The organism is Halohasta litorea, assembly GCF_024494645.1.
Classification (GTDB): domain Archaea; phylum Halobacteriota; class Halobacteria; order Halobacteriales; family Haloferacaceae; genus Halohasta; species Halohasta litorea.
The window spans coordinates 13,549-34,308 of sequence record NZ_JANHDJ010000011.1; the positions used below are offsets into that span (position 1 = coordinate 13,549).

General features: G+C 58.9%; 20 protein-coding genes and 2 pseudogenes. 8 read left to right on the forward strand and 14 right to left on the reverse strand.

Features of this window, described 5'->3' with window-relative positions; genetic code table 11:
- Nucleotides 1-54: 54 nt before the first annotated feature.
- Both gdhB and NO877_RS19975 read right to left on the reverse strand, forming a co-directional pair.
- Nucleotides 55-1,362: a glutamate dehydrogenase GdhB gene (gdhB, locus tag NO877_RS18135; protein ID WP_303647030.1), complete on the reverse strand. Its 1,308-nt coding sequence runs from the start codon at nt 1,360-1,362 to the stop codon at nt 55-57.
- Entirely contained in the window at nt 1,359-1,427 is a 69-nt protein-coding gene (locus NO877_RS19975; RefSeq protein ID WP_379827655.1) for a rubrerythrin-like domain-containing protein, read from the reverse strand. The genes gdhB and NO877_RS19975 overlap by 4 nt, the downstream gene beginning before the upstream one ends.
- Before the next feature lie 271 nt (nt 1,428-1,698).
- On the opposite strand from NO877_RS19975, the gene NO877_RS18140 reads away from it, so the two are divergent.
- From NO877_RS18140 to fni, 4 genes and pseudogenes are all read left to right on the forward strand, one after another.
- Complete coding sequence (locus NO877_RS18140; RefSeq protein ID WP_256397716.1) at nt 1,699-2,616, forward strand: DUF1152 domain-containing protein; 918 nt, start codon at nt 1,699-1,701, stop codon at nt 2,614-2,616.
- 53 nt (nt 2,617-2,669) lie between these two features.
- Nucleotides 2,670-3,395: pseudogene (locus NO877_RS18145) on the forward strand (transposase); the annotation flags it as partial.
- A 413-nt stretch (nt 3,396-3,808) separates the two neighbouring features.
- On the forward strand, nt 3,809-5,254 hold the full coding sequence (locus NO877_RS18150) for an amidase (protein WP_256397717.1): 1,446 nt from the start codon (nt 3,809-3,811) through the stop codon (nt 5,252-5,254).
- Nucleotides 5,255-5,391: 137 nt separating this feature from the next.
- Nucleotides 5,392-6,468: a type 2 isopentenyl-diphosphate Delta-isomerase gene (gene fni, locus NO877_RS18155; protein WP_256397718.1), complete on the forward strand. Its 1,077-nt coding sequence runs from the start codon at nt 5,392-5,394 to the stop codon at nt 6,466-6,468.
- A 47-nt stretch (nt 6,469-6,515) separates the two neighbouring features.
- On the opposite strand, the gene NO877_RS18160 is transcribed toward fni, so the two are convergent.
- The 4 genes from NO877_RS18160 to NO877_RS19980 all read right to left on the reverse strand — a co-directional run bounded on the left by NO877_RS18160 (nt 6,516) and on the right by NO877_RS19980 (nt 9,197).
- Nucleotides 6,516-7,181, reverse strand: a complete 666-nt coding sequence (locus NO877_RS18160) for a cytochrome c biogenesis CcdA family protein (RefSeq protein ID WP_256397719.1) — start codon at nt 7,179-7,181, stop codon at nt 6,516-6,518.
- Nucleotides 7,178-7,726 (reverse strand): TlpA family protein disulfide reductase, encoded by a 549-nt coding sequence (locus tag NO877_RS18165; RefSeq protein ID WP_256397720.1) that lies wholly within the window; start codon nt 7,724-7,726, stop codon nt 7,178-7,180. The genes NO877_RS18160 and NO877_RS18165 overlap by 4 nt, the downstream gene beginning before the upstream one ends.
- On the reverse strand, nt 7,723-8,409 hold the full coding sequence (locus NO877_RS18170; RefSeq protein WP_256397721.1) for an SCO family protein: 687 nt from the start codon (nt 8,407-8,409) through the stop codon (nt 7,723-7,725). Before NO877_RS18170 ends, NO877_RS18165 begins: the two co-directional genes overlap by 4 nt.
- 347 nt (nt 8,410-8,756) lie before the next feature.
- Complete coding sequence (locus NO877_RS19980; protein WP_349253452.1) at nt 8,757-9,197, reverse strand: hypothetical protein; 441 nt, start codon at nt 9,195-9,197, stop codon at nt 8,757-8,759.
- Nucleotides 9,198-9,364: 167 nt separating this feature from the next.
- Here NO877_RS19980 and NO877_RS18175 point away from each other — a divergent pair, with 167 nt between their 5' ends.
- From NO877_RS18175 to dpsA, 4 genes are all read left to right on the forward strand, one after another.
- Nucleotides 9,365-9,724 carry an ArsR/SmtB family transcription factor gene (locus NO877_RS18175; protein ID WP_256397722.1) on the forward strand — a complete coding sequence of 120 codons (360 nt, stop codon included), beginning with the start codon at nt 9,365-9,367 and terminating at the stop codon, nt 9,722-9,724.
- Nucleotides 9,721-10,008, forward strand: coding sequence for a DUF7521 family protein (locus NO877_RS18180; protein ID WP_123619687.1), 288 nt, complete (start codon nt 9,721-9,723; stop codon nt 10,006-10,008). The genes NO877_RS18175 and NO877_RS18180 overlap by 4 nt, the downstream gene beginning before the upstream one ends.
- A 94-nt stretch (nt 10,009-10,102) precedes the next feature.
- A complete protein-coding gene (locus tag NO877_RS18185; protein ID WP_379827645.1) occupies nt 10,103-11,779 on the forward strand; it encodes a transposase in 1,677 nt (558 codons plus the stop codon).
- Between the two features lie 1,022 nt (nt 11,780-12,801).
- Nucleotides 12,802-13,347, forward strand: a complete 546-nt coding sequence (dpsA, locus tag NO877_RS18190) for a DNA starvation/stationary phase protection protein DpsA (RefSeq protein WP_256397723.1) — start codon at nt 12,802-12,804, stop codon at nt 13,345-13,347.
- A 41-nt stretch (nt 13,348-13,388) separates the two neighbouring features.
- Here the strand turns inward: dpsA and NO877_RS18195 are convergent.
- The 8 genes and pseudogenes from NO877_RS18195 to NO877_RS18230 all read right to left on the reverse strand — a co-directional run bounded on the left by NO877_RS18195 (nt 13,389) and on the right by NO877_RS18230 (nt 20,760).
- A pseudogene (locus tag NO877_RS18195) lies at nt 13,389-13,679 on the reverse strand (amphi-Trp domain-containing protein).
- Between the two features lie 44 nt (nt 13,680-13,723).
- Nucleotides 13,724-14,131 (reverse strand): metal-dependent transcriptional regulator, encoded by a 408-nt coding sequence (locus tag NO877_RS18200; protein ID WP_256397724.1) that lies wholly within the window; start codon nt 14,129-14,131, stop codon nt 13,724-13,726.
- Nucleotides 14,132-14,216: 85 nt separating this feature from the next.
- Nucleotides 14,217-15,062, reverse strand: a complete 846-nt coding sequence (locus NO877_RS18205) for a DUF7260 family protein (protein WP_256397725.1) — start codon at nt 15,060-15,062, stop codon at nt 14,217-14,219.
- A complete protein-coding gene (locus NO877_RS18210) occupies nt 15,059-15,940 on the reverse strand; it encodes a DUF7551 domain-containing protein (RefSeq protein WP_256397726.1) in 882 nt (293 codons plus the stop codon). Before NO877_RS18210 ends, NO877_RS18205 begins: the two co-directional genes overlap by 4 nt.
- 34 nt (nt 15,941-15,974) lie before the next feature.
- A complete protein-coding gene (locus tag NO877_RS18215; protein WP_256397727.1) occupies nt 15,975-17,138 on the reverse strand; it encodes an ABC transporter substrate-binding protein in 1,164 nt (387 codons plus the stop codon).
- Nucleotides 17,139-18,338: an ABC transporter substrate-binding protein gene (locus NO877_RS18220; protein WP_256397728.1), complete on the reverse strand. Its 1,200-nt coding sequence runs from the start codon at nt 18,336-18,338 to the stop codon at nt 17,139-17,141.
- Entirely contained in the window at nt 18,339-19,547 is a 1,209-nt protein-coding gene (locus tag NO877_RS18225) for an ABC transporter substrate-binding protein (RefSeq protein WP_256397729.1), read from the reverse strand.
- Nucleotide 19,548: 1 nt separating this feature from the next.
- A complete protein-coding gene (locus NO877_RS18230) occupies nt 19,549-20,760 on the reverse strand; it encodes an ABC transporter substrate-binding protein (RefSeq protein ID WP_256397730.1) in 1,212 nt (403 codons plus the stop codon).

The following is a 20,760-nucleotide window of genomic DNA, read 5'->3' on the forward strand; positions in this document are numbered from 1 at the left end:
CTCAAGCGGAGTGGATGGCTGCCGAGTTCGCCTGAGTGGAGGTTGACCCATCTATTACGGCCACAACCCCCGGGCCTCGTGAGCCTCAGCAATTCGAGAAAGCGCGACGATGTAGGCTGCATCACGCCAGGTGACATCACGGCTTTCGAACTCTGCTTGGACGTCACGCCAGGCAGCCTGCATCTCTGTTTCGAGTTCATCATTCACTCGTTCGAGAGACCAGGCTCGACGATTAATGTCTTGGAGCCACTCGAAGTAGCTCACCGTAACACCACCGGCGTTGGCGAGAATGTCGGGGATCACTGCAACATCTCGATCGGCGAGCATCGAATCTGCTGTCGAGGTGGTCGGACCGTTTGCTCCTTCGACGACGAGATCCGCAGCAATCGCCTCTGCGTTCTCTTCCGTAATAACGTTCCCCAGAGCTGCGGGAATGAGCACGTCGACGTCGAGCGTGAGTAGCTCTTCGTTCGAGATCAGGGTATCCGCGTAGTCGGTGACGGCTTCCGGCTCCTCGTCGTGCGAGGGGACCGAAGCCGTATCGATCCCCTCTGGGTCGTACATCGCTCCGTTGACGTCGCTAATCCCGACGACCGTCGCTCCCCAATCGTCAAGCAGTCGGGCAGCATTTGCGCCGACACTTCCATATCCCTGTACTGCTACCGTCGTCTCCTCGAGTTGACGGTCGTAGTACTCGCAGACGAGTTGTGTGATAATCGCCACGCTCCGTCCGGGGGCTTCTTCACGGCCTTTACTGCCTCCGACGACCGGCGGCTTGCCGGTGACGACTCCCGGTGTCGTCTCGCCTTCTTGCATCGAGTACGCGTCCATCAGCCACGCCATCGTCTGTGGATCCGTCCCCATGTCTGGGGCGGGAATGTCCTTGTTGGGACCGATGACGTTGCGAATCTCTTGTGCAAACCGACGGGTGAGCCGCTCTTTTTCCGCCGAGCTCAGCTCTTTCGGATTGACGGCGACGCCACCTTTGGCACCGCCGAACGGGAGGTCCATGACCGCACACTTCCAGGTCATCCACATGCCGAGTCCGACGCATTCATCTCTGGTCACCTCGGGGTGGTACCGGAGCCCTCCCTTATACGGACCTCTGACGCTATCATGTTGGGCTCGGTATCCCGTGAAGACCTCGACTGTGCCGTCATCCCGTTCGACAGGGACGGTAACCTCATGGACTTTCTTCGGGTGTTTGAGCCGTTCGACGACATGCTGATCAATACTGAGATGGTCTGCGGCATGGTGGAGCTGCCGGCGTGCCGTTTCGAGGGCTGATTTCGGTTTCGTAGATTGTACTGTCGAATCCTCTGTCTTGTCGCGGTCTTTATCGGAATTGGGTGCCATGGTCATTCTAGCGACATTCGACGATTTCGCATCGGTCCGCCACAGTCAGGACAGCAGCTAGTGCTGTCCACAGCGATGACTTTTTTTTTACTCGAAGCTCACGTACGGGCCCTTATTCGTTAGGCCAGCTTCGACATTTCGTATGTTAGGTTCTTTCGTTTATAATCGCACCGAACTATCTGACCCGCTCTCAATGGGCGCTGCCGTTCAGTCCGGACAACCCGCCCGGTTCGGTTTAGTATCTCTTCTATCATCTGTTCGATAGATTCAGGTTACGGCCAGTTGGCACGTCACCGCCGCAGAGGACCAAATCTACATACATCTATGGTGATTGGACTCCATATGAATACGCTGGAAGACTCCTTCGACGTCGATCGTGCGCTCGTTTTCGGTATCGGCGGGAGTGGCGACGTAGTCGGTAGTATCCCGACCGCCCGTTTTCTCGAATCGATGGGCGTCGACGTCATCCTAGGCGGGACAACCTGGGAACCGGTGCCTCGCGACTCCCGGCCTGGTCCTCGCAGCCTCTCGGAAGTGGTCGACTACGAGCGGATCAGCGAGACAGTCGGTATGGCAAACGGCGACACGAGAACCGAGGATGGGCTGGTGTTCTGCGAATCCCTCGTCGCCGACCACTTCGAACGACGGGTCGCGCTCATCGACATTAGCCGAGGTGTTCGGGAAATGACCAGTGGACTTCGGGATGCTTGCGAGACGCTAGAAGTCGATCTCGTCGTCGGTGTTGACGCCGGCGGTGACATTCTCGCCCGAGGGGACGAACCGGGACTCCGTAGTCCGGTCACCGATGGGCTCGGCCTCGTTTCCTTGGAGAAACTCGACATCGACACGTGCATCGGGGTCATTGGATTTGGAAGCGACGGCGAATTGACCCTCGATGAACTCAATCGAGCCTTCGAGTCGCTCTCCGAGGACGCGCTCCTCGGCTCATGGGGGATCACGCGTCAAGTCCGGTCGGAACTTGAAGCAGTGCTCGACATCGTTGATACGGAGGCGAGTCGGCTTCCCGTCGAAGCCGCGCGAGGTGAACTCGGGGAGCGAACGATCCGCCGCGGAGAGCTGTCCCTTGAGGTTACCGTCCCTAGCTCGGTAACGTTCTACTTCGAGACGGGCCCCGTGGCTGATCGTTCGGACGTCGCTACTCTCGTTCGCGATACGACCACCCTTGACGAAGCGGTCTCCGCCCTCCGCACCGGTGGTTACAGCATCGAATTTGACAAGGAAAAGAATCGGATCGATTGAAAGTGATAATATGACACTGCGCCATCGCTCGCAAATGGTCCCCGCTGAATTTGAGTAGAGATGATGGGGGTCGCGCGTTCAAGTTCGCGACACTCTCGATTGTTGGATGGAATATCACGCTCGTCCTGGCTGTCGAGCCGGTGCGTGAGAGTTCAGCGTGGGACGAGAACCTGTCGAACCGGATTCACCGGGTCGTCCGTCGGCTTGTCCAGCGGGCGAAAGAACACGTCCCCATCGAGACGGTCCTGTGTGACCGGAAGTTCGACTCGATGCGGGTGTTTCAGACGCTCTCGAATCTCGACGTCAACTATCTCATTCCAAAGCGGATCACCAGCTCCGAACGCGAGGTGATAGAGCAGATGGACGAGGACGATCAGGAAGTCGCTGTTGAATCGGCGTCCGTCCACGTGGAGGCAGGGTCACACCCGATGCGGTTCCTGTACGTCCCGCCGACGAGCGGTGACGGGACGACGGTGTTCGCGACGAACCTCCGAGTAGGACCGGATGAAGCCGAGACATTCTGTCGCCGGTACAGTCGTCGCTGGCAGATCGAAAACGAGTACAAGTCGATTAAAGGCGATTTTCTGGCGAAGACGTCCTCGAAGGACTACCGCGTGCGGTTGTTCTACTTCGTGTTCGCGGTGTTGTTGTACAATATTTGGCGGCCCACGTACTTCCTGCTGAAAGCGGGTGTCGACGGCGAGATGAACTACGCACCTGTGTTGACCGCGGGTGAGTGTGTCGGGATCATCGTCTCGGCGCTGATCCCACCTGACTGAGCGACTGATTCCCCATCGGGATCACCGCTTGGGAGTGGCGACGCTCTGTAGGAGCACCAAAATCCGAGCAATTTCCCAAGCTCGCTCGATTATCTCGTTCAAGGTGGGCAGGAATCGAGCGCTTCGTTGGGGGATGGACGCCAAACCGGCGGAGATTCAACCCAAAACTGGCCTATCCTCCGAAACTGCGAACTTCCAAGCCCGACCAGTAGTTGAGACTGGCTGTCTTAATGCACACAGTTCCGATTGGCTCTTCCGGTATCTTATTTATCAGATATGGATTAAGATGGAACCGCTGTCAGATAGAGATGCGTATTGCTCGGACGAATTGTCCGAACCGCTGCGTACCCTACCAGCTAGGCTGGCGGGCACTGACCAAGCCTTTATTTCCCAATACGTGGTCTTGAGGAGGTGTGTCTGATTTCAGAGGACAGTTGACCCGCGAACTCGCAGAAGCGGTTCGTCACGAAACGGTGTCCTCTTTGGAACTCGTCGAGGCGGCGCTGGAACGCATCGAGGCGACCGCAGAGTTGAACGCATTCATTACGGTCGTCGCGGACTCGGCTCGTGAGTGCGCTCGTCAGGCCGATCAGGCAGCCAGTCGTGACGAGAATCTCGGTCCGCTTCACGGTGTCCCGGTTGCTATCAAGGATCTTCGGAGCCGGAAGGCTGGCGTTCGGAATACGATGGGACTTGCACCGCTCGCGGACAACGTTGCTGGTGAGGATTCTATTATAGTCGAACGGTTGGAGGCTGCTGGCGCAGTCATCGTTGGTACCACCAATACACCAGCACTCGGCCATACCATCAAGACGGAGAATCGCCTCGTCGGAGCAACACCCACCCCGTTCGACCACAACCGGTCTGCCGGGGGGTCCTCCGGTGGATCGGCAGCCGCACTTGCGGCAGGCACAGTACAATTAGCGACCGGGTCGGATATTGGCGGGTCGCTTCGAGTTCCGGCCTCCTGCTGCAACGTTATCGGCTTGAAGCCGACATTCGGACTCGTTCCAGAGCGAGTCCCGAATGACGGATTCAGCCCCCATTCTCCGTTTTTTGTCGACGGTCCGATGGCCCGAACTACGGAGGACATCGCCGTGTTCCTTGACGTTCTCGCGGGGCACGACAGCCGAGACCCGTATAGCGTCCCTGCCCCTAATGTGGACTACGTGGGCGCGATTGACCGGCCAACAGACGATCTATCGGTAGCATACAGTCTGAATCTGGGCCTCCAACCAATCGCACCAGCGGTGCGAGAGACAGTCACCGCCGCCGTTGATGATCTTGCGGCTGCTGGCGCAACCGTCGATACCACGGACGTGTCGCTTCCGCCCTACGGGGAACTTTCGAAGGCGTATATCCAGCAGGTTGGTGTCTTTTTCCGTACGTTCGCTCGGCAAATCGCCGCGGAGTATCAGATCGACTTCGAAGCGGCGGACGTCGAGGAGACAGTCCGGGCGACTATCGAACTAGGAGCAGAGATCGATGCGACTGCTGAGCGACTGCAAAACGGCCCCCGGACTGCCGCGTACGACGGCATCGAAGACGCCCTCGAAGGCTCTGATGTCCTTGTAACTCCAACTCTCACTGTCCCACCGTATAGCAAACACCTTGCTGACGGCTATCCGACAGAGATTGACGGCCAGTCAGTGCGGGGCGTCCCGACCGATATGATGCTGACGTGGATATTCAACCTTACTGGGCATCCTGCGGCGTCAGTACCTGCTGGACTCACCGATGACGGCCTCCCCGTTGGGCTACAGATTGTCGGGAAACGGTTTGCTGAGGCTGATATACTGAGTGTCGCCGCAGCGCTTGAACGAGCGCGACCTTGGATGGACCACTATCCTGACGGCTAATTTTGGCGGTACGTGTCGTGCTGTACTTAGTTTGTTCCTCAACAGCGGTGTCGTAGGATTGCGTATGATTCGACCTTCTAATGCCAGAAACGCCCGATAACAGTACCCTTTTGCCGCTCCTTTTGCGAGTTCAACTAATGACAGAGCAGGGCTCGTCGGAGACTGAAGACCGAAAAGACGACCATATCCAGATTGTTCAGGAGCGGGACGTTGAAACGACAGGAACGGGCTTTGAAGACGTACAGCTCGTTCACGAAGCACTTCCGGAACTCGATTATAATGCTATTGATCCGTCCATCGAGTTCTTGGGACACGAGTTATCTGCCCCAATCTTCATCGAGAGCATGACCGGTGGTCACCCCAACACCACGGAACTCAATCGAGCACTGGCCCGCGCTGCCGGCGAGACGGGCATCGCTATGGGGCTCGGAAGCCAGCGGGCCGGCCTTGAACTCGATGATGACAGCGTCCTCAAATCGTATACTGTCGTCCGTGATGCTGCGCCCGATGCGTTCATCTATGGAAATCTCGGTGCGGCGCAACTCCGGGAGTACGACATCGAAATGGTCGAGCAGGCAGTCGAGATGATCGACGCCGACGCGCTCGCGGTCCACCTGAACTTCCTCCAGGAAGCCACCCAACCAGAAGGCGACGTCGATGGCCGGAACTGTGTAGCTGCGATCGGACACGTATCTGAGGACCTCTCAGTACCGATCATCGTCAAAGAAACGGGTAACGGAATCTCCGGGGAGACTGCCCGAAAGCTAACTGCGGCAGGGGTTGACGCGATCGATGTCGCTGGAAAAGGCGGTACGACGTGGTCTGGGATCGAAGCCTACCGTGCAGCGGCCGCGAATGCACCACGACAGCAACGGATCGGCACCCTGTTTCGAGAGTGGGGGATCCCGACCGCTGCGAGCACGATCGAGTGTGTTGCCGAACACGAGTGCGTAATCGCGAGTGGTGGTGTCCGGACAGGATTAGACGTGGCAAAAGTGATTGCATTAGGTGCCCTCGCCGGCGGGCTGGCGAAACCGTTCTTGAAACCGGCTACAGAGGGGCCTGAAGCCGTTATCGAACGAGTCGAGGATCTGATCGCTGAACTGCAGACCGCTATGTTCATCACTGGTTCGAGGACGATCGAAGACCTCCAACAGACCGAATACGTGTTGCAGGGAAAAACACGCGAATACGTTGAACAACGTCCTCTCTGAAGGGAGAAGCCATATCCTTCGACGGTCGATCATCATTAGATGATTGTTCAGTATACAATGAGCGAGAGATAGAGTTGGCCGACCCCAGCAACGATCATCACAACGCCGGCGAGCCGTTTGAGCCATCTGGAATGGGCCATTACGCGATTTGCGTTACTGATGATACCGACTCCAGTTGCGACGGTTGTTGCAGCCATTAGTACAGCAACGATGCCAGCGTAGACTCCTAATACGAGCATCGCTGCTTCGGTCGGGAGGGTGATGGCCCGAGCTACGACTGCGAGGAAGACTGGGGCGACGCATCCGGCCCCCGCTAGTGCGTATCCCGCGCCAAAAAGACCGAAGCCGAGAATGCTTGATCGGCGCTTTGGAAGTGGTAATGACAGTGATGGAGCGCGGTCGAATGCGACAAGTAATCCGAAGACGATGAGCAATCCACCGACTAGCGTCTCGAAAATGGTGATATCTGACAGTGCCTCGTGACCGACCCACGCCGTTGCCCCGCCCAGAAACGCAAACGTCGCAAGTACGCCCAACGCGGCTGCCACTCCCCGAATCCCCGCGCCTGTGACGGAGGCACTTTCGGTGTCAGTAGAGTTCACGTAGAAGCCAACGTAGCCCGGTAGCAGAGGGTAGGCACACGGTGAAAAGAACGTTGCTACACCCGCTGTGAGCGCGAACGAGACATTTGTTAGAAGCGTCTCGCTGATCATGCGTTGAGAGCGGTTTCGATACCCGAGACGATCTCGTCAGCGGTATGAATACCCTTTTCAGACCACTGGATTCGCCCAGTCGCATCGAGCGCCACAGCAGTCGGGTAATATCCGACATTGAGCTTCGCTGCAAGTTCGGCGGTCACGTCAGCAGCGACCAACCAGTCGCCGTCGTTCTCGCGCCACCACTCGACGACTGTTTCCTCGCTTAGTGAACCACCGACGTCTTCGGTCGTTACCGAGAGGAATAGCACCTCATCACCAATCCGGTCCTCGGCCTCACCGAGTGCTGGCATCTGCTCAACACAGGGCGCACACCAAGTCCCGAAGAAGTCGACGAATGTGGCTTGATTATCCGGGGGGATCGTCACCTCACCACCGCGGCTTCCTGGTGCTTCGATCGTGTCGAGTGTCGTCGGTTCGACTGGCTCCGGTGTCTGACTCCCGGTGCTGAAGGTATCAGGAATTGTCCCGGTGGCGACGACCCCAGCGCCGCCGATTGCTCCAACACTAGCGAGTCCAGCAAGGAGGTTCCGACGCTTCATCCTGTAACCACCTGCTCGAAATCATTTTCGACGGTCTCGACATCGACCGACGCACCGTTCGGGTACGCCCGTTCGACGATGCCACGCTCGTTCACGAGAAGGATCAGCCCGTAGTGCGGGAACTGATACTCCAGATTCTCGAGATCCTCAGCAGGCTGCTTCTCGATGACAAGCCCGAACTGTTCTTCTAGCAGTTCCTGCCCTGCTTCGTAGCTCTCCGGCCGAAGGAAGTGCCAGTTGCCAGCGTCGAGATTGACCCCCTGCTGGCGGGCGTACTCGCGGAGGACATCAGCCGTGTCGCGCTCGGGGTCGAAGGTGTGTGCGAGAAAGGCGGCGGCGTCGCCGTACCCACCCTCGGCAGCGACTTCCTGTGCCCGCCGCAGTCGGAGAATGAGGGCGGGACAAACGCCGTCCGGACAATTCGTGTAGAACGATGTCCAGAGGATGGTTCGCTCCCCCTCAAAATCAGTCGTTGAAATATCTTCACCCGTAATCGGGTCGGGGACGGTGAACTCGGGCATCTCGTCGCCGTAGCTCGGATGAGCGGCTTCACTTAGATCCTGTTCAGGCGGGCCAAGGACTGTTCCCTCAGCGCCAGATTCAGTAAGTACGCCGAGGCAACCAGCGACGCTTGCAGTGGTCCCAGCTGCGGCGACCGACTGTAAATACCTTCGTCGATCCATATCCGTGGCTTACCATCATCCGAACAAGTATTGTCTGGCGTTTTGCACCGCCAGCAAAGAAGGTATGTCTGTGTTTATCGTTCGCAGGACGACGAAGAGGGCCACAGTTGGATGGCAATGCCGACAATCCCAACTGCTATGGCTGAGACAAGGATTCGAAGAAGGCCGCCCCCGAATGCCGCTGTGGCCCCTCCAGCAACGGTGGCCCCGGCTGCACCTGTCGCTGCTGGTGCCGCAAAGAGACAGCAGAGACTTACGGCACCGCCGAGCCCGATTAGAGGCCATCTGTTCTTTGAGTCCGTATCTTCAGCTTCGCCTGTTGTAGTGTCTGTCATTCTGTATACTTACTAGTGAGTTTGACTTCCTTGTTCATCCATACCACAGGCGTCACATGAACTCTGTGAACGGCTGTAGAGAAGTCCTGCAAAGAACACGACGCTTACGACACCTAAAAGGGGTCGTAACGGGTCGAAATACGTCATCAGTGCGGAGCTGCTAAACAAGGCGAGCAGAAACGCATTGCAGATTGGACAGCCGAATGCCAGAAAGCCCACCACTGTTCCTACAGTAGCTGTCTTCTCGTCATTGCGCTGGTTGTTAGTTCGTTGGAGGGTATATACTCCCAAGAAGGCCGCAGTAGTGGTGAGGAATAGATAATCCAGCGGCGTTCGTGGTACCTGCCGAATGTAGAGAGGATTCGGAATCAAGCCCGTGACAATTCCAAAGAGCACGAACGCACCGGCACTGATAGTTACTGCTTTCAGGTAACGTCTTGATGACGATCGCATTCCTATTCCCGTTTAGATCTCTGGTAAATAAAGCAGGCCGGCTCTTTGCTCGTTCGTAGAAAAGCGGATTCGATTTCGTGGGAGTTCCGTTTTGTTGTGCATAGCAACGATACGTTTGGTGTGGCCAAATCGTCGCTTCTTTGCGGATGAACTCGTAATATGGGCATATGACGACAGGGGAAAACAGCCAGTCTGCGGCCCTCTTGGAGCTTTTCGCGGACGACTATTCTCGAGAAATCTTGCTAGCTGCTGATGAATCCCCCAGAACGGCGAAAGAACTCAGCCAGCGATGTGATGCATCGTTGGCGACGATCTACCGTCGTATCTCCACCCTACAGGAACACGGTCTCATCAGAGTTCATTCGACGATCGGTTCCGGTGGCGAACACAAACAATTATTTGAAACGACAATTGAAACGCTTCAGCTCGTCATTTCCGACGGTGAGCTCGAACTGTCCATCGAGACTCGGGACGAGCTCGCCGACAACTTCACCACGCTCTGGAACAATTTTCGCGAGAATATATGATTAGCATCCCGACCATCGCCATAAAGCTGATCGCGCTCTCGCTGAGTCTCTCTGTTGCGTATCTTGCGTTCTATGCGTATCGCCGGAGTGAAAGCAGTCCGATGTTCTACGTTTCGATCGGATTCGTCTTTATTGGAATCGGCGCAGTTTGTGAAGGACTTATTCTCAATACGTTCAACACCTCGCTGTTTTCAGCTGCGCTCGTTCAAGCGGTACTCGTCTCTATTGGGATGTTGCTGATTTTACGATCTGTTATGCTTGATCCTGAACAACAGAACATCTAGCAGAACGCTCACAGTATGAGGCTATTATATGAGAACAGGAGGTGAATTTACCAACCAGACGAGTACTTGAGCGTGCCGTGATCAGCCTCTTGTTGTGCCCCTACCCCGTGAGTCTCGCCGCACTGTCTTCCGCCAGATCGCCCAACAATCCTACGTCGATTGGCCCACGTACGAGTCTAGCCCGCTGGCCGATCGCTCGTTCCTCCCAGCGTTGGAGTCGGATATCCACACCGTCGCAAAAGTATGGTTCAACCAGGATGAACACGAGACAGTCGAACCGTTCGTCCACGCAGTGCCGCTCGCATACGTTCAGTTCGATACCCACGACCGGTACACAGGTTCAACAAGCTACGAGATGGAGACGTTGTTTCGCCTGTTCCTGCTGAAAGAGTGCCATGGCTGGGACCACGAGACTGCCCTCGCCGAATACCTCACCAACCACCCCGCTCTCTGTAATCAACTCGGCCTGGAGTCGGTGCCGAGCCAATCCACGCTGTGGCGCAGTTGGCACCATCGGTTCACTGCTGAACTCCAAGCTACCGTCGAGACAGCAGCGCGAACGATTCTGATTAAAGCGCAGAATGCGGGCGTTACAATCCCGCGTGAACCAAACCGACAGAACCGCAGACATAATGACGAGAGTCCAGAATCGGACCCATCTGACCAAACCGTATTAGAGCAGGCTGAGATAGTCACTGAGCAGGTGAGTCGCGTTGCGTTACCAGCGTTCTCACTGGACCGTGGCGAGGGGTGTGAGATCCACGAGAATGCCTACTGGGACTTACAGACGTATCTGGGCCTCCGTGAGAATCTGGCCGTCAACGAAGGCGCTCGGAGCTTCATCCACGAGTCCAATCGAGAGCGGACACCGCTCGGCCACGCCCATCGCGAGCATGTACGGAACCTCTCTATCGAACAGATTCGGGAGATGTACCGCCAAGCCGTGGGTCGCCTCTTGGATCGAGTCGCAGAGACGGAGGAGTTCTTCCGAGCTGGTATCGTCGCCATCGATATTACCGAGGATGATCCTTTCACAGGCGATAGGACGGATCACGAAGACGAGATCATCGGGACGAAGGAGAACACCGACGAGTACGCCTACCAGTGGGCGACGGTTCAGCTGGTTGGGAACGCTGTTCCAATAGTCCTCGATGCGCGCCCAGTCCGGAAAGGAGATACGCGTAAGGAAATCGTCGAAGACCTCCTGGACTCGGCAGAGGCCCTCGTTCACGTCGACAATGTGCTGATGGACCGAGAGTTCGATAGCCAGCACATCCTGGAGATGCTCAGCCAGCGCGGACTCTCATATATCGTCCCGAAACGGATGCAAACCAGCGAGAAAGCACAGGCGAAACGACTTCTACAGCGCGATAAGGATCGGTATGAGACCGATCGGAAGTTACATCTCGGCGATAACGAGTGGCACTCGACGACGCTCATCTACCGACGCAAAGAGAACTCCGAACACACCGATCATCAGCAGTATTCGGTGTTCATGACGAATCGGAATAGCGGGCTCCTTACTGAGTACGGATACAGATGGGAGATTGAGAGCGGCTACAAATCGATCAAACGATTCATGGGCGCGACGACCTCGAAGCACTTTGGCCTCCGATTCTTCTACTTCGCCTTCGCCTGTCTCCTGTACTCGATCTGGCGAGCGGTTGATTTGCTCGTGCAGGTACAGTTGACCGGTGAGTACGAACACTCGCCGATCGTGACTGCCGACAACACGCTGACGCTGGTGAAGAAGGAAACGGGAATCGGATAGTAACGGAATTCTCCCCGCGATAGCGGGACGTCTGAGTGGCGACACTATCCAGAGTCTCGGAAATCCGTTAGAATAGTTGCCTGCGGAACAAGAGCAGCCGTTCAGAAAGCTATCTGACGCGGATTCCACTCTCCGATTCGGCCGATACCACGCATTACAGGCCCGCCATACCCGCTGTAGTCTCAACTTCCACAACTTCGGAGGATAGGTTTTGATGCGTGCCTTCTATTCTCTCCGATCATTGTCGTGTAGAAATAGTATTAAGAAACCTTCTTGACCTGTTGTTCATCGATTGGCAGCACAGACATCAGTCGATTGGCCCCACTCGGGTTAACCAGCTACCTGCCCAGAAATTACTGGGAAAATTATGTTTTCGATTCGATGTATCTCGTTGGGAGGTACTGGTCTGTCCCGCTCATTTTATCTCAGAGTCCTCTGACATCTCGTCTGCTGATTCATCGGCATTACCAGTCGATTTGGTCCTCGTATTGACATCCTCGTCATCGGACCCAAAGAGCGCAATATACACCCATATCCACGCATTCGCTCGCTGTCGACGAGGCCCGACGTTCATTTGTCAGGCCCTCCGAATCAAATGGCTTCGCACGATTCGTTGACACTCGTGACAAGTCGTATCGAATGCGCCGGGGGAGTTGGTTGTGTTTGTCGAATAGAGACTCATCGCTACTGAATTTAGGTTAGGCTAAAATATATTAGTTTTTGCCCGGCGCGGTTGCGTCGGTGCTGCCGGGGATTTCGATTTTGATTTCGAGTTCCGGCTCGTGCATTTCCTTAGAATTGACTTCTAACTAGATGGGTTCGCCGACCTCGACAGAACGCGTACGGATGTGGTAGAACTCTTCATTAGCCGAGACTGTTGCAAGCGGGCCAACGAGACTGTCGAAGACAAATGACAGGTACAAAGAGACATCGAATCCATCCATCCGATGGTTTAGGGTATACGAAAAATTATACTAAATTTGATAAGTTATAAGGAAGAGAAGATCTAAGAAGGATATGTAATGAACACTGAAAAGCGGACCAATCAGAAAGCGGGCACTGTCGAATCGAACGCACTCAGACTCGACGAAAAGAAGGCCGAGCAGATCATTGACGCGCTCAATACAGATTTGGCTGACGCCTATGTGCTCTACCACCAGCTCCACAAACACCACTGGAACGTCGAGGGCGCGGAGTTCCATGACATCCACGTTTTCTTGCAGGAGGTCTACGAGGACGTCGAGGCCGCCGCCGACGAGATCGCCGAACGCCTCCAGGCACTCGGTGGCGTCCCGCATGCGAGTATGACTACGCTTGCCGAGAACGCCACCGTCGAGGCCGAAGACGAGGACGTCTACGACATCCGAACCTCGCTATCGAACGATCTGGAGATGATGGGAAACATGATCGAGAGCATCCGCCAGCATATCGAACTCGTCGAGAATCTCGGCGACTACGCTACCGGGCACATGCTCCGCGAGCAGCTCGAAACGCTCGAAGAACACACTCACCACATCGAACACTACCTCGAAGACGACACGCTCGTTGTGAGCGAGTCGACGAATTAAAAACCGCAAGACGGCTGGTTGCGGTTGGCCCCTTGTTCGACTCACTCGACGTGCGGCGCGGTCGCGTCGGTGCTGCCGGGAATTTCGATCTCGATTTCAAGTTCCGGCTCGTCCATCCCCTCGTAGTCGACTTCTAACTCGATAGGTTCGCCGAAGGTGAATGGGAGTTCCCGCTGGTCGTCGTCGGTAAGCTCCTCGCCGTCCGGTAGCTGTTCGCCCAGTGAGATCAGAAAGTCGCCGAGCTCGCTGGCTTCGAGACGGTACTCCTGTTCGAAGTTGCGGCCCTAGCGGATCACCGTACGCTCGTTTTCAGGTGTGTCGGTATCTGACATGGGACACTAGTCTGTTGGGCCACGAGCAGCAAATTAGTCGCGGTTCACTCATTCAATCGGTTGCTCAGTGCTGTGGTCGACGCCCGCTCGGAGGGGTCGATGCCGAGAACGGTTGTCGCCAGCCGGTCAGCCACCAGCGGGCTCACTGACCCCGCTAGTTCGAACGCCTCGGCGTCGGGATCGGCGAGATCGAGTACGTCGTCGAAAAAGCGACGCAACACCAGATACGACTCTTGGAGTTCGACCGCGCGCTCGCGGCCCGCGTCGGTGAGCTGTGTGCCTTTATACGGCTCGTAGTCGACCAGCCCTTTGTCGGCCAGTCGCTGGAGCATCTCGGTGGCCGACGACGGCGAGCGGCCGAGTTCGTCGGCGACCCGTCCCGAGGCGACCGGCTCGCCGCTCGGTCCGGCGAGTTGGTGGACGACCAACAGGTACTGTGCGGCGTCGCTCATCAGTTCACCGTCCGCCAACGGGCGTTCGACGACTGGTGATGGGATGCAGCGGTCGACGACTGCTGGTAGTGGGGTGGAATGAAATTCATCCGCGTCGTGTAAGATGGCGGCGAACGGTTCGCTGGCAGGTCTCGCAGTAGTCGGTCAGGTGGGCGATCGCCGAGAGGACGGGGTAGCCGACTGTAAGCGGCTGATAGAGGTACTCGACGAGCGTACTGTGTGAGAGGCTCGCGGTGGCCGTGTGGTTCGTCGTCCCGTGAAGCGTCGACTGGCGGTCGGCGGCGAGGGTCTCACACTGCTGGCGAAAGCTGGCCAGTAGCTCGTGTCGACGACTGAGTACCTCGAATCCGAGTTCCGAACACGGCTGGCGATCGCCGTCGATACAGTCGGTGATTTCCCCGCAGAGGTCGTCGGCTGCCCGCAGCTCGTCGGCCTCGGTGTCGAGTCCCTGTCGCATGGCCCGGAGTTCGGCCTGCGACTGGTCGACCGCCGAGCAGATCGCTGCCCGGAGGTCGGGGGTGAACGCCCGGTCGGTCGAGGAAGCCACCGCGAGGGCGATTTCAGGGCTGAGTTCCTCGCGGATCGTCACCAGCAGGGGTTCGGGCTCGTCGACGTCCTCGATGCTGTGGGGGCGGACCGTCTCGGCGAACAGCGACCGAACCCGGCGGGTGGTGTCATCGTTGGAGGACTGGCCGCCGACGGCCGCCGAGATCGATCCCGGAGGGCCGGTACTAGGTGGCATCGACCGCGTCGGCGAGGATGGCGAAGTCGTCGGCTGCCCCGAGGATTGTGAGTCCGTGGGGAGCCGACAGAGCCCGTCGGCAAACCGGTCGAACGCCGCCAGCTTCTCGTCGACGTGATCCCGCTCGTCGCTGACCAGCCGACGAGCAGCGTCGAGCGAGAGTTCGGTCACCGGCTCCGGGTCGGTCATGATGCCCCCGCATCGACGACACTCAGCGGACCGCCCGATCCGTCAGCCGTCGCCGTGAGCGTGAGCCGCCACGATGGCGGGGTGGTGGCCGTGCGTTCGACACCGTAGATCCGGAGGTCGACCGCCGAGAGCCGCCGGAAGCATTCGACGACCAGCGGCAGGGTGACGACGTGGTCATCGCTTCCGAGTGGGTAATCCTTGAGGGTGAGCTCCCAGCGGGTCGACGCACAGCGAACCGACTGGCAGTCGACGGTGTAGGCCCCGAGCATCGACGCCGACTGGAGGCTCTCGAGGGCGGCGTCGAGCGGGTCGGCACGAGCAGTTGGCGTGGTCGACGGAGGGGTCGGCACCGAAAGCCGATCGGCTGCCGCCCGGAGGACATCGGCCTGCTCGGCGGGCGTCAGCCGGGCGTCAAGTTCGGTGGCGATGGCTTCGATGAGCCGGAGACAGAGCTCGTCGGGGTGGGCGATCGTCTCGGCGAGCGCAAGATAGCGATCCATGATCGCACCTTGGGGGTTCGCGTGTGAGGAGTCGGCGATCGTCTCGAAGACGACGCCAGCGACGGTGTGACAGAAGTCGACGGTCGACCCCTCGGCGGAAAGTCGACACTCCGGGTCCTCGGGCGACCGGACGGCCGCCGACCGCTGGCAGACGATGACGTCGTGACAGGGAAGCTGTGGATCGTAGCGGCGGAGCGCCGTGCGGTACTGCTCGGTCGCCGTGGCAGCCGCCCGCGCAGTCGGTCGACAGTCGAAGGCAAGCCCGTCTGCGGGGACCGGTTGGTCGCCGGTGCGGCCACAGACGAGGTAGTAGCTCCCTTGTGGGCTGGCGAGCGATTCGATGTGGCGGCGGATGTCGGAGAGTGTCGTGCCGATCATAGTGGAAGCGGGGACGGGGGTTGTCTCGTGGGGATCAGGTGTCTCCGGTGACGATGTCGGCGACGTGCTGGCGGTCGAACAGCTCTCGGTCGCCGGTCACGTCGCCGAACTCATCGGGGTAGAGCTGTTTGGCTGCCCGTTCGGTCAGAAACAGGTTGTGGATCGGCCCCTGATTGAGATAGCCGCCGCGGTAGACTCGGCCATTCCGGACGGCCCGAAGCTGGCTCCCGACGGGGTGGTCTTCCATGTAGGCCAACACCGTGTCGCGGAACTCGGCGGCGGATTTGCGTTCGTGACCCCGAACGAGGATGATCTCGGGGTCGACCTCTAGGAGGTTTTCGTAGTCGAGTTCGCCGCGCTCGGTCGTACTGAGTTGGTTGATGTCGGTGTCGGCCAGCGCGTCAGTGACGCCGAGATCGCGCCACTGCTTCTTGCTGGTCCCCTTGTCGTCGAGACGGTACGGCGAGAACGTCTCGGGCTCGGTAGTTCCCTCGAAGGTGAGAAACACCTCGGGGCGCTCAGATTCCCGCGGGAGCCGCGCCTGCACCGACTCGATAAACTCGTCGTGAAGCGTCTCGAAGGCCTCGTAGCGGGCCTCCTGCTGGAAGACCCGCGCAACTTTCTTGAAGGCCTCGTACAGCGTATAGTACTCGTAGTCGTGCCATTCGTCGGAGCGCCGGAAGATCAGGTTCCCGACAACGGGGGCGATGTTGTCGGCGATCTCCTCGACATCATCTTGGCTCCAGCCGAACCAGTTGATCAGCATCTGGGGGTCATAAAGGTGGACGTCGTTGTCGAGTTCGTAGAACTCCTCTTTCGTTCGGACCTCGGGGTTGGCCTCGATGGTCTCGCGGTCGACGCTCACGCCCGGCAGTTCGTCGTAGACGTAGGTGTAGTAGCGATCCGCACCGCCGATACCGGTAATGCCATCGGCTTGGCCGAGTGCGACCGCCATGTCCGCGTAGGCCCCATCGTAGGCGGCCCACTGTTCGGGGACCGCCTCGAACGTGACCTCGCCGACTGGGGCCATCGAGACGGTGTAGCTGTTGTCGGTCAACTCGGTCGGGGTATCCGCTTCGGTGGTCGGCTCGGAACCCTCGCCGGTACAGCCAGCGAGCAGGCCACCGCTAACGACTGTGCCGCCGTATTTGATCGTGTCTCTGCGTGTTGGTCCGGTCGGTGTCGTGTTGTTCGTCATTTAAACCTCTCCGTCGATGATGTCTGCAACCTCTTGGCGGTCGAATAGCTGTTCGTCGACAGGGATCTCGGGGTATCTGTCGCCGTCCTCGTACTGTGGCCACTCGCCGAAGATCTCGGGATACAGTTGTTTGGCACCCATCTCAATCTGGAAGAGATTCATGATCGGCCCCTGATATCGCATCCCCTGTGCGTAGATCCGGTCGTTTTGGACCGCCGCCAAGTCGCTCCCGACCGGATGTTGTTCGAGCGTCGACCGCATCTCGGCCATGCTCCGTGATGGGGTGATACCCCACAGATGGAGGATCACGTCGGGGTCGGCCTCGGCCATCGCCTCGAAGTCGACCTCACCCCAGAGATTGTTCCAGTCCTCGTTGGCGAAGGCGTCGCGTGCGCCCAGCGGTCGGGTGTCGGCCAGCCAGTAGCCCGGCTTGTTGAGATGGTAGGTGTAGAACGACTCGCCATCGCCCCCAATCGAAACGCGGACGGCAGTCGGTCGTTCGTCTTCCGGCGGGAGGTCCTGCTGGATGGTGTCGACGAGATCAGTGTGGACCGCCGCGAGGAGGTCGTACCGCTCCTGTTCGTCGAACACTCGGGCGACACCTTCGAACAGTTCCCACAGGTCGTAGTACTCGTACTCGTCGTACCCCTCGGGCGGTGAGGCCTGTGTCCCGCTGTAGAAGTTGCCGAACCACGGCGCGATTTGGGAGCCGACTTCGTCGACGTCGCCCTGATCCCAGTTCTGCTGGGTGGAGGCCCACGCCGGGTCGGCGAGGTGGACATCGCTGTCGAGTTCGAACAGTTGCTCCTTCGAGAGCCCGTCGTTTAGTGGGTCGTGGAGATCCTCCCAGTCGAACGAGACGCCATCGATATGCTCGTAGTAATGGTTCATCGTTGTCCCCGACATCTCGGGGACGTACACCGAGTTGACCGCCTCGCCATGGCCGAGGGCGACCGCCATATCGGCATACTGCGAAAAGACGGTGAAGATGGTCTCGGGGACGGCATCGAACTCGACGGTTCCCATCGGCGACATCGTCACCGAATGGTCGGAATCGTCGGTCGACGCGCCCCCATTGTCGGCGTCGTCGGTATCGGTAGTCCCGGTACAGCCCGCCAACAGCCCGCCGCTAGCGATTGCCGCGCCGTATCTGAGCGCCTCCCTCCGCGTCGGTCCATCGTCGATCGTGTGGGTGTACATTCAAAATTCTCCGTTAATGATATCCGCGACGCGCTGGCGGTCGAACAGCCGTTCGTCGTCGGGGATTTCGGGGTACGGCCCCTCGTCGTAGCTCGGCCACGCGCCGAAGGCATCGGGATACAGCTGTTTGGCGGTCATCTCCAGCTGGAAGAGGTTAAGGATCGGCCCCTGATACCGAGCGCCCTGCGGATACAGCCGGCCGTTTTGGACCGCCGTGATCTCCGAGCCCACCGGGTCGTTTCTGAACGCTTCCCGTCGCTCGGGGAGGCTCGTCTCCGGCTCGAAGCCGCCGAGCAGGAGGACGACATCGGGATCGGCCTCCAACAGCATCTCGAAGTCGACCACCGAGTTGGACTCGACCGCGCCCTCGAAGGCGTCTTTCGCACCGAGCGGTCGGGTGTGAGCAGTCAGAAACCCGGGGGTATCCAGCGTGTAGGCGTAGATCTGTTCGATGTCGGCCGACGCCAGCATGACTGCCGAGGGGCGCTCGGATTCGGCCGGGAGGTTCGCCTCAATGGTCGACAGGAGGTCGTCGTGAATCGCGGCGAGCGCCTCGTAGCGCTCCTGTTCCTGAAACGCCTCGGCGACGCGTTCGAACTGCTCCCAGAGGGTGTAGTACTCGTAGCCCGCGGCGTAGTCGGCGGGCGGTTCGGCGTGGCGGTCCGAAAGCGAGTTGCCGAACCACGGTGAGACGGCAGTGCCGATCTCGTCGATGTCCGCCCTGTCCCAGTTGTCCTGTTTGGTAATCCATGCGGGGTCCGCCAGATGGATGTCGCTGTCGAGTTCGTAGAGTTTCTCCTTGCTCGGCTCCCACGAGGAGTAGAGCCCGGTCCAGTCCAGCGAGACCCCCGGCAGGCGGTCGACGAACTGGTTCCACAGTCCGTCGTAGTAGTCCGGGGCGTGCATCGCCGTGATGGATCCCCCCCGGCCGAGGGCGAAGGCCATCCCGGCGTGGTGGGTGAGTCGGGTGAAGACGGTCTCCGGCGGCGCGTCGAACGAGACCTCGCCCATCGGCGAAATCGACGCCGTGTAGGAGCCGTCCTCCGTGGCCTCCGAACCGTCGGCTGGCTCCGAGTCGGTCGACGGGGTGGTCGACTCCCTGTTGGCGTCACCGGTGCAGCCTGCCAGCAGTCCACCGCCAACGACTGCGCCGCCGTACTTGACGTAATCACGTCGGGTCGGTGCAGTGTGAGTCGTCCTGTCGTGCATTTCAATTTCCTCCGGTAATAGTGGTCGACAGTCGCTCACGATCGAACAGTCGTTCCGATGGGCTGTGTTGGCCGACTCCTTTCCACTCGCCGAACTGTTCGGGGAACAGCTGCTTGGCGGTCATCTCGATCTGGAAGATGTTCATCACCGGCCCCTGAGTGGGTGTACCGCCGATGTAGACGCGATCGTTCTGGACGGCGGTGAGCTCCTGCGCGACGGCGTTGTCGGCGAAGAACTCCCGCATCGCGCGGGTCCGGTCCGAGGGCTCGATGTCCCAGTTGTGGATGATCACGTCGGGGTCGACATCGAGAAGCCCCTCGATGTCGTAGCTCCCCTCGTAGTTCTCCGCGTAGGTCTTGTCGCTGTCGGCGAAGGCGTCCTCGACGGCGAACGGCCGGTACTGGGCCTTGCCGTAGCCCGGGGCGTTGATCCGGTACGGTGAGAACGCCTCTTCGTCGGGCGAAAACACGAGCAGCCCGACCGATGGGCGGTCGGACTCGGACGGAAGAGAGCCCGTGATTTCGTCGACCAAGTCGTCACGAATCGTCTTCAATTCGGCTGCCCGCTCAGTTTCGCGGTAGACCTGCCCGAGCTTCTCGGTGAGCTCCCACAGCGAGTAGTACTCGTACTCTCCGCCGTATTCAGACGACGGCTCGGCGTGTGCGCGACTCAACCGATTCGCAAAGAACGGTCCAATGTTGTCCTCGATCTCTTCGATGTCCGTCATCGACCACCCCGACCAGCCGCTGTACCCGATGTTGACGGGGTCGAGGTGGTGGACATCCCCGCTGAGTTCGTAGAACTGCTCCTTGTCGAGCCCGTCATTGTAGAGCGGCGCAAGTTCGCTCGGCTCGAAGTCGACGCCGTCGAGCTGGTCGTAGTAGCCCGCGTAGTAGGAGTCCGGGTGTCCGAGCGAGAGGACGGCATCACCGTGACCGAGACCCACGAGCATGTCGGCCCACGTCGCGTCGTACACCGTCGCCGTTTCGGGTGGCTGGTCGAACGCGACGGTTCCGACCGGTGACATCGTCACCGAGTAGCTGTCGTCGGCTGCCGTGGTCGACGAGGACTCTGTCTCTGTCGCTTCGGCGGTTGCTCCACCGTCTGAATCTCCTGTACAGCCTGCCAGCAAGCCGCCGCCAACGACCGCTCCGCCATATTTGATCGTGTCTCTGCGCGTCGGTACCTTGTGTGTCGTGTCGTCATTGCTCAT

Excerpts from the sequence above, each read along its gene's own strand:
- gdhB (WP_303647030.1), bottom strand. The coding sequence starts at position 1,362 with ATGACCATGGCACCCAATTCCGATAAAGACCGCGACAAGACAGAGGAT.
- NO877_RS18170 (WP_256397721.1), bottom strand. The coding sequence starts at position 8,409 with ATGGATCGACGAAGGTATTTACAGTCGGTCGCCGCAGCTGGGACCACT.
- NO877_RS18165 (WP_256397720.1), bottom strand. The coding sequence starts at position 7,726 with ATGAAGCGTCGGAACCTCCTTGCTGGACTCGCTAGTGTTGGAGCAATC.
- NO877_RS19980 (WP_349253452.1), bottom strand. The coding sequence starts at position 9,197 with ATGCGATCGTCATCAAGACGTTACCTGAAAGCAGTAACTATCAGTGCC.
- NO877_RS18175 (WP_256397722.1), top strand. The coding sequence starts at position 9,365 with ATGACGACAGGGGAAAACAGCCAGTCTGCGGCCCTCTTGGAGCTTTTC.
- NO877_RS18205 (WP_256397725.1), bottom strand. The coding sequence starts at position 15,062 with ATGACCGACCCGGAGCCGGTGACCGAACTCTCGCTCGACGCTGCTCGT.
- NO877_RS18215 (WP_256397727.1), bottom strand. The coding sequence starts at position 17,138 with ATGACGAACAACACGACACCGACCGGACCAACACGCAGAGACACGATC.
- NO877_RS18230 (WP_256397730.1), bottom strand. The coding sequence starts at position 20,760 with ATGAGCAATGACGACACGACACACAAGGTACCGACGCGCAGAGACACG.
- fni (WP_256397718.1), top strand. The coding sequence starts at position 5,392 with ATGACAGAGCAGGGCTCGTCGGAGACTGAAGACCGAAAAGACGACCAT.
- NO877_RS18200 (WP_256397724.1), bottom strand. The coding sequence starts at position 14,131 with ATGAGCGACGCCGCACAGTACCTGTTGGTCGTCCACCAACTCGCCGGA.
- NO877_RS18225 (WP_256397729.1), bottom strand. The coding sequence starts at position 19,547 with ATGCACGACAGGACGACTCACACTGCACCGACCCGACGTGATTACGTC.
- NO877_RS18140 (WP_256397716.1), top strand. The coding sequence starts at position 1,699 with ATGAATACGCTGGAAGACTCCTTCGACGTCGATCGTGCGCTCGTTTTC.
- NO877_RS18210 (WP_256397726.1), bottom strand. The coding sequence starts at position 15,940 with ATGATCGGCACGACACTCTCCGACATCCGCCGCCACATCGAATCGCTC.
- NO877_RS18180 (WP_123619687.1), top strand. The coding sequence starts at position 9,721 with ATGATTAGCATCCCGACCATCGCCATAAAGCTGATCGCGCTCTCGCTG.
- NO877_RS18220 (WP_256397728.1), bottom strand. The coding sequence starts at position 18,338 with ATGTACACCCACACGATCGACGATGGACCGACGCGGAGGGAGGCGCTC.
- dpsA (WP_256397723.1), top strand. The coding sequence starts at position 12,802 with ATGAACACTGAAAAGCGGACCAATCAGAAAGCGGGCACTGTCGAATCG.
- NO877_RS18160 (WP_256397719.1), bottom strand. The coding sequence starts at position 7,181 with ATGATCAGCGAGACGCTTCTAACAAATGTCTCGTTCGCGCTCACAGCG.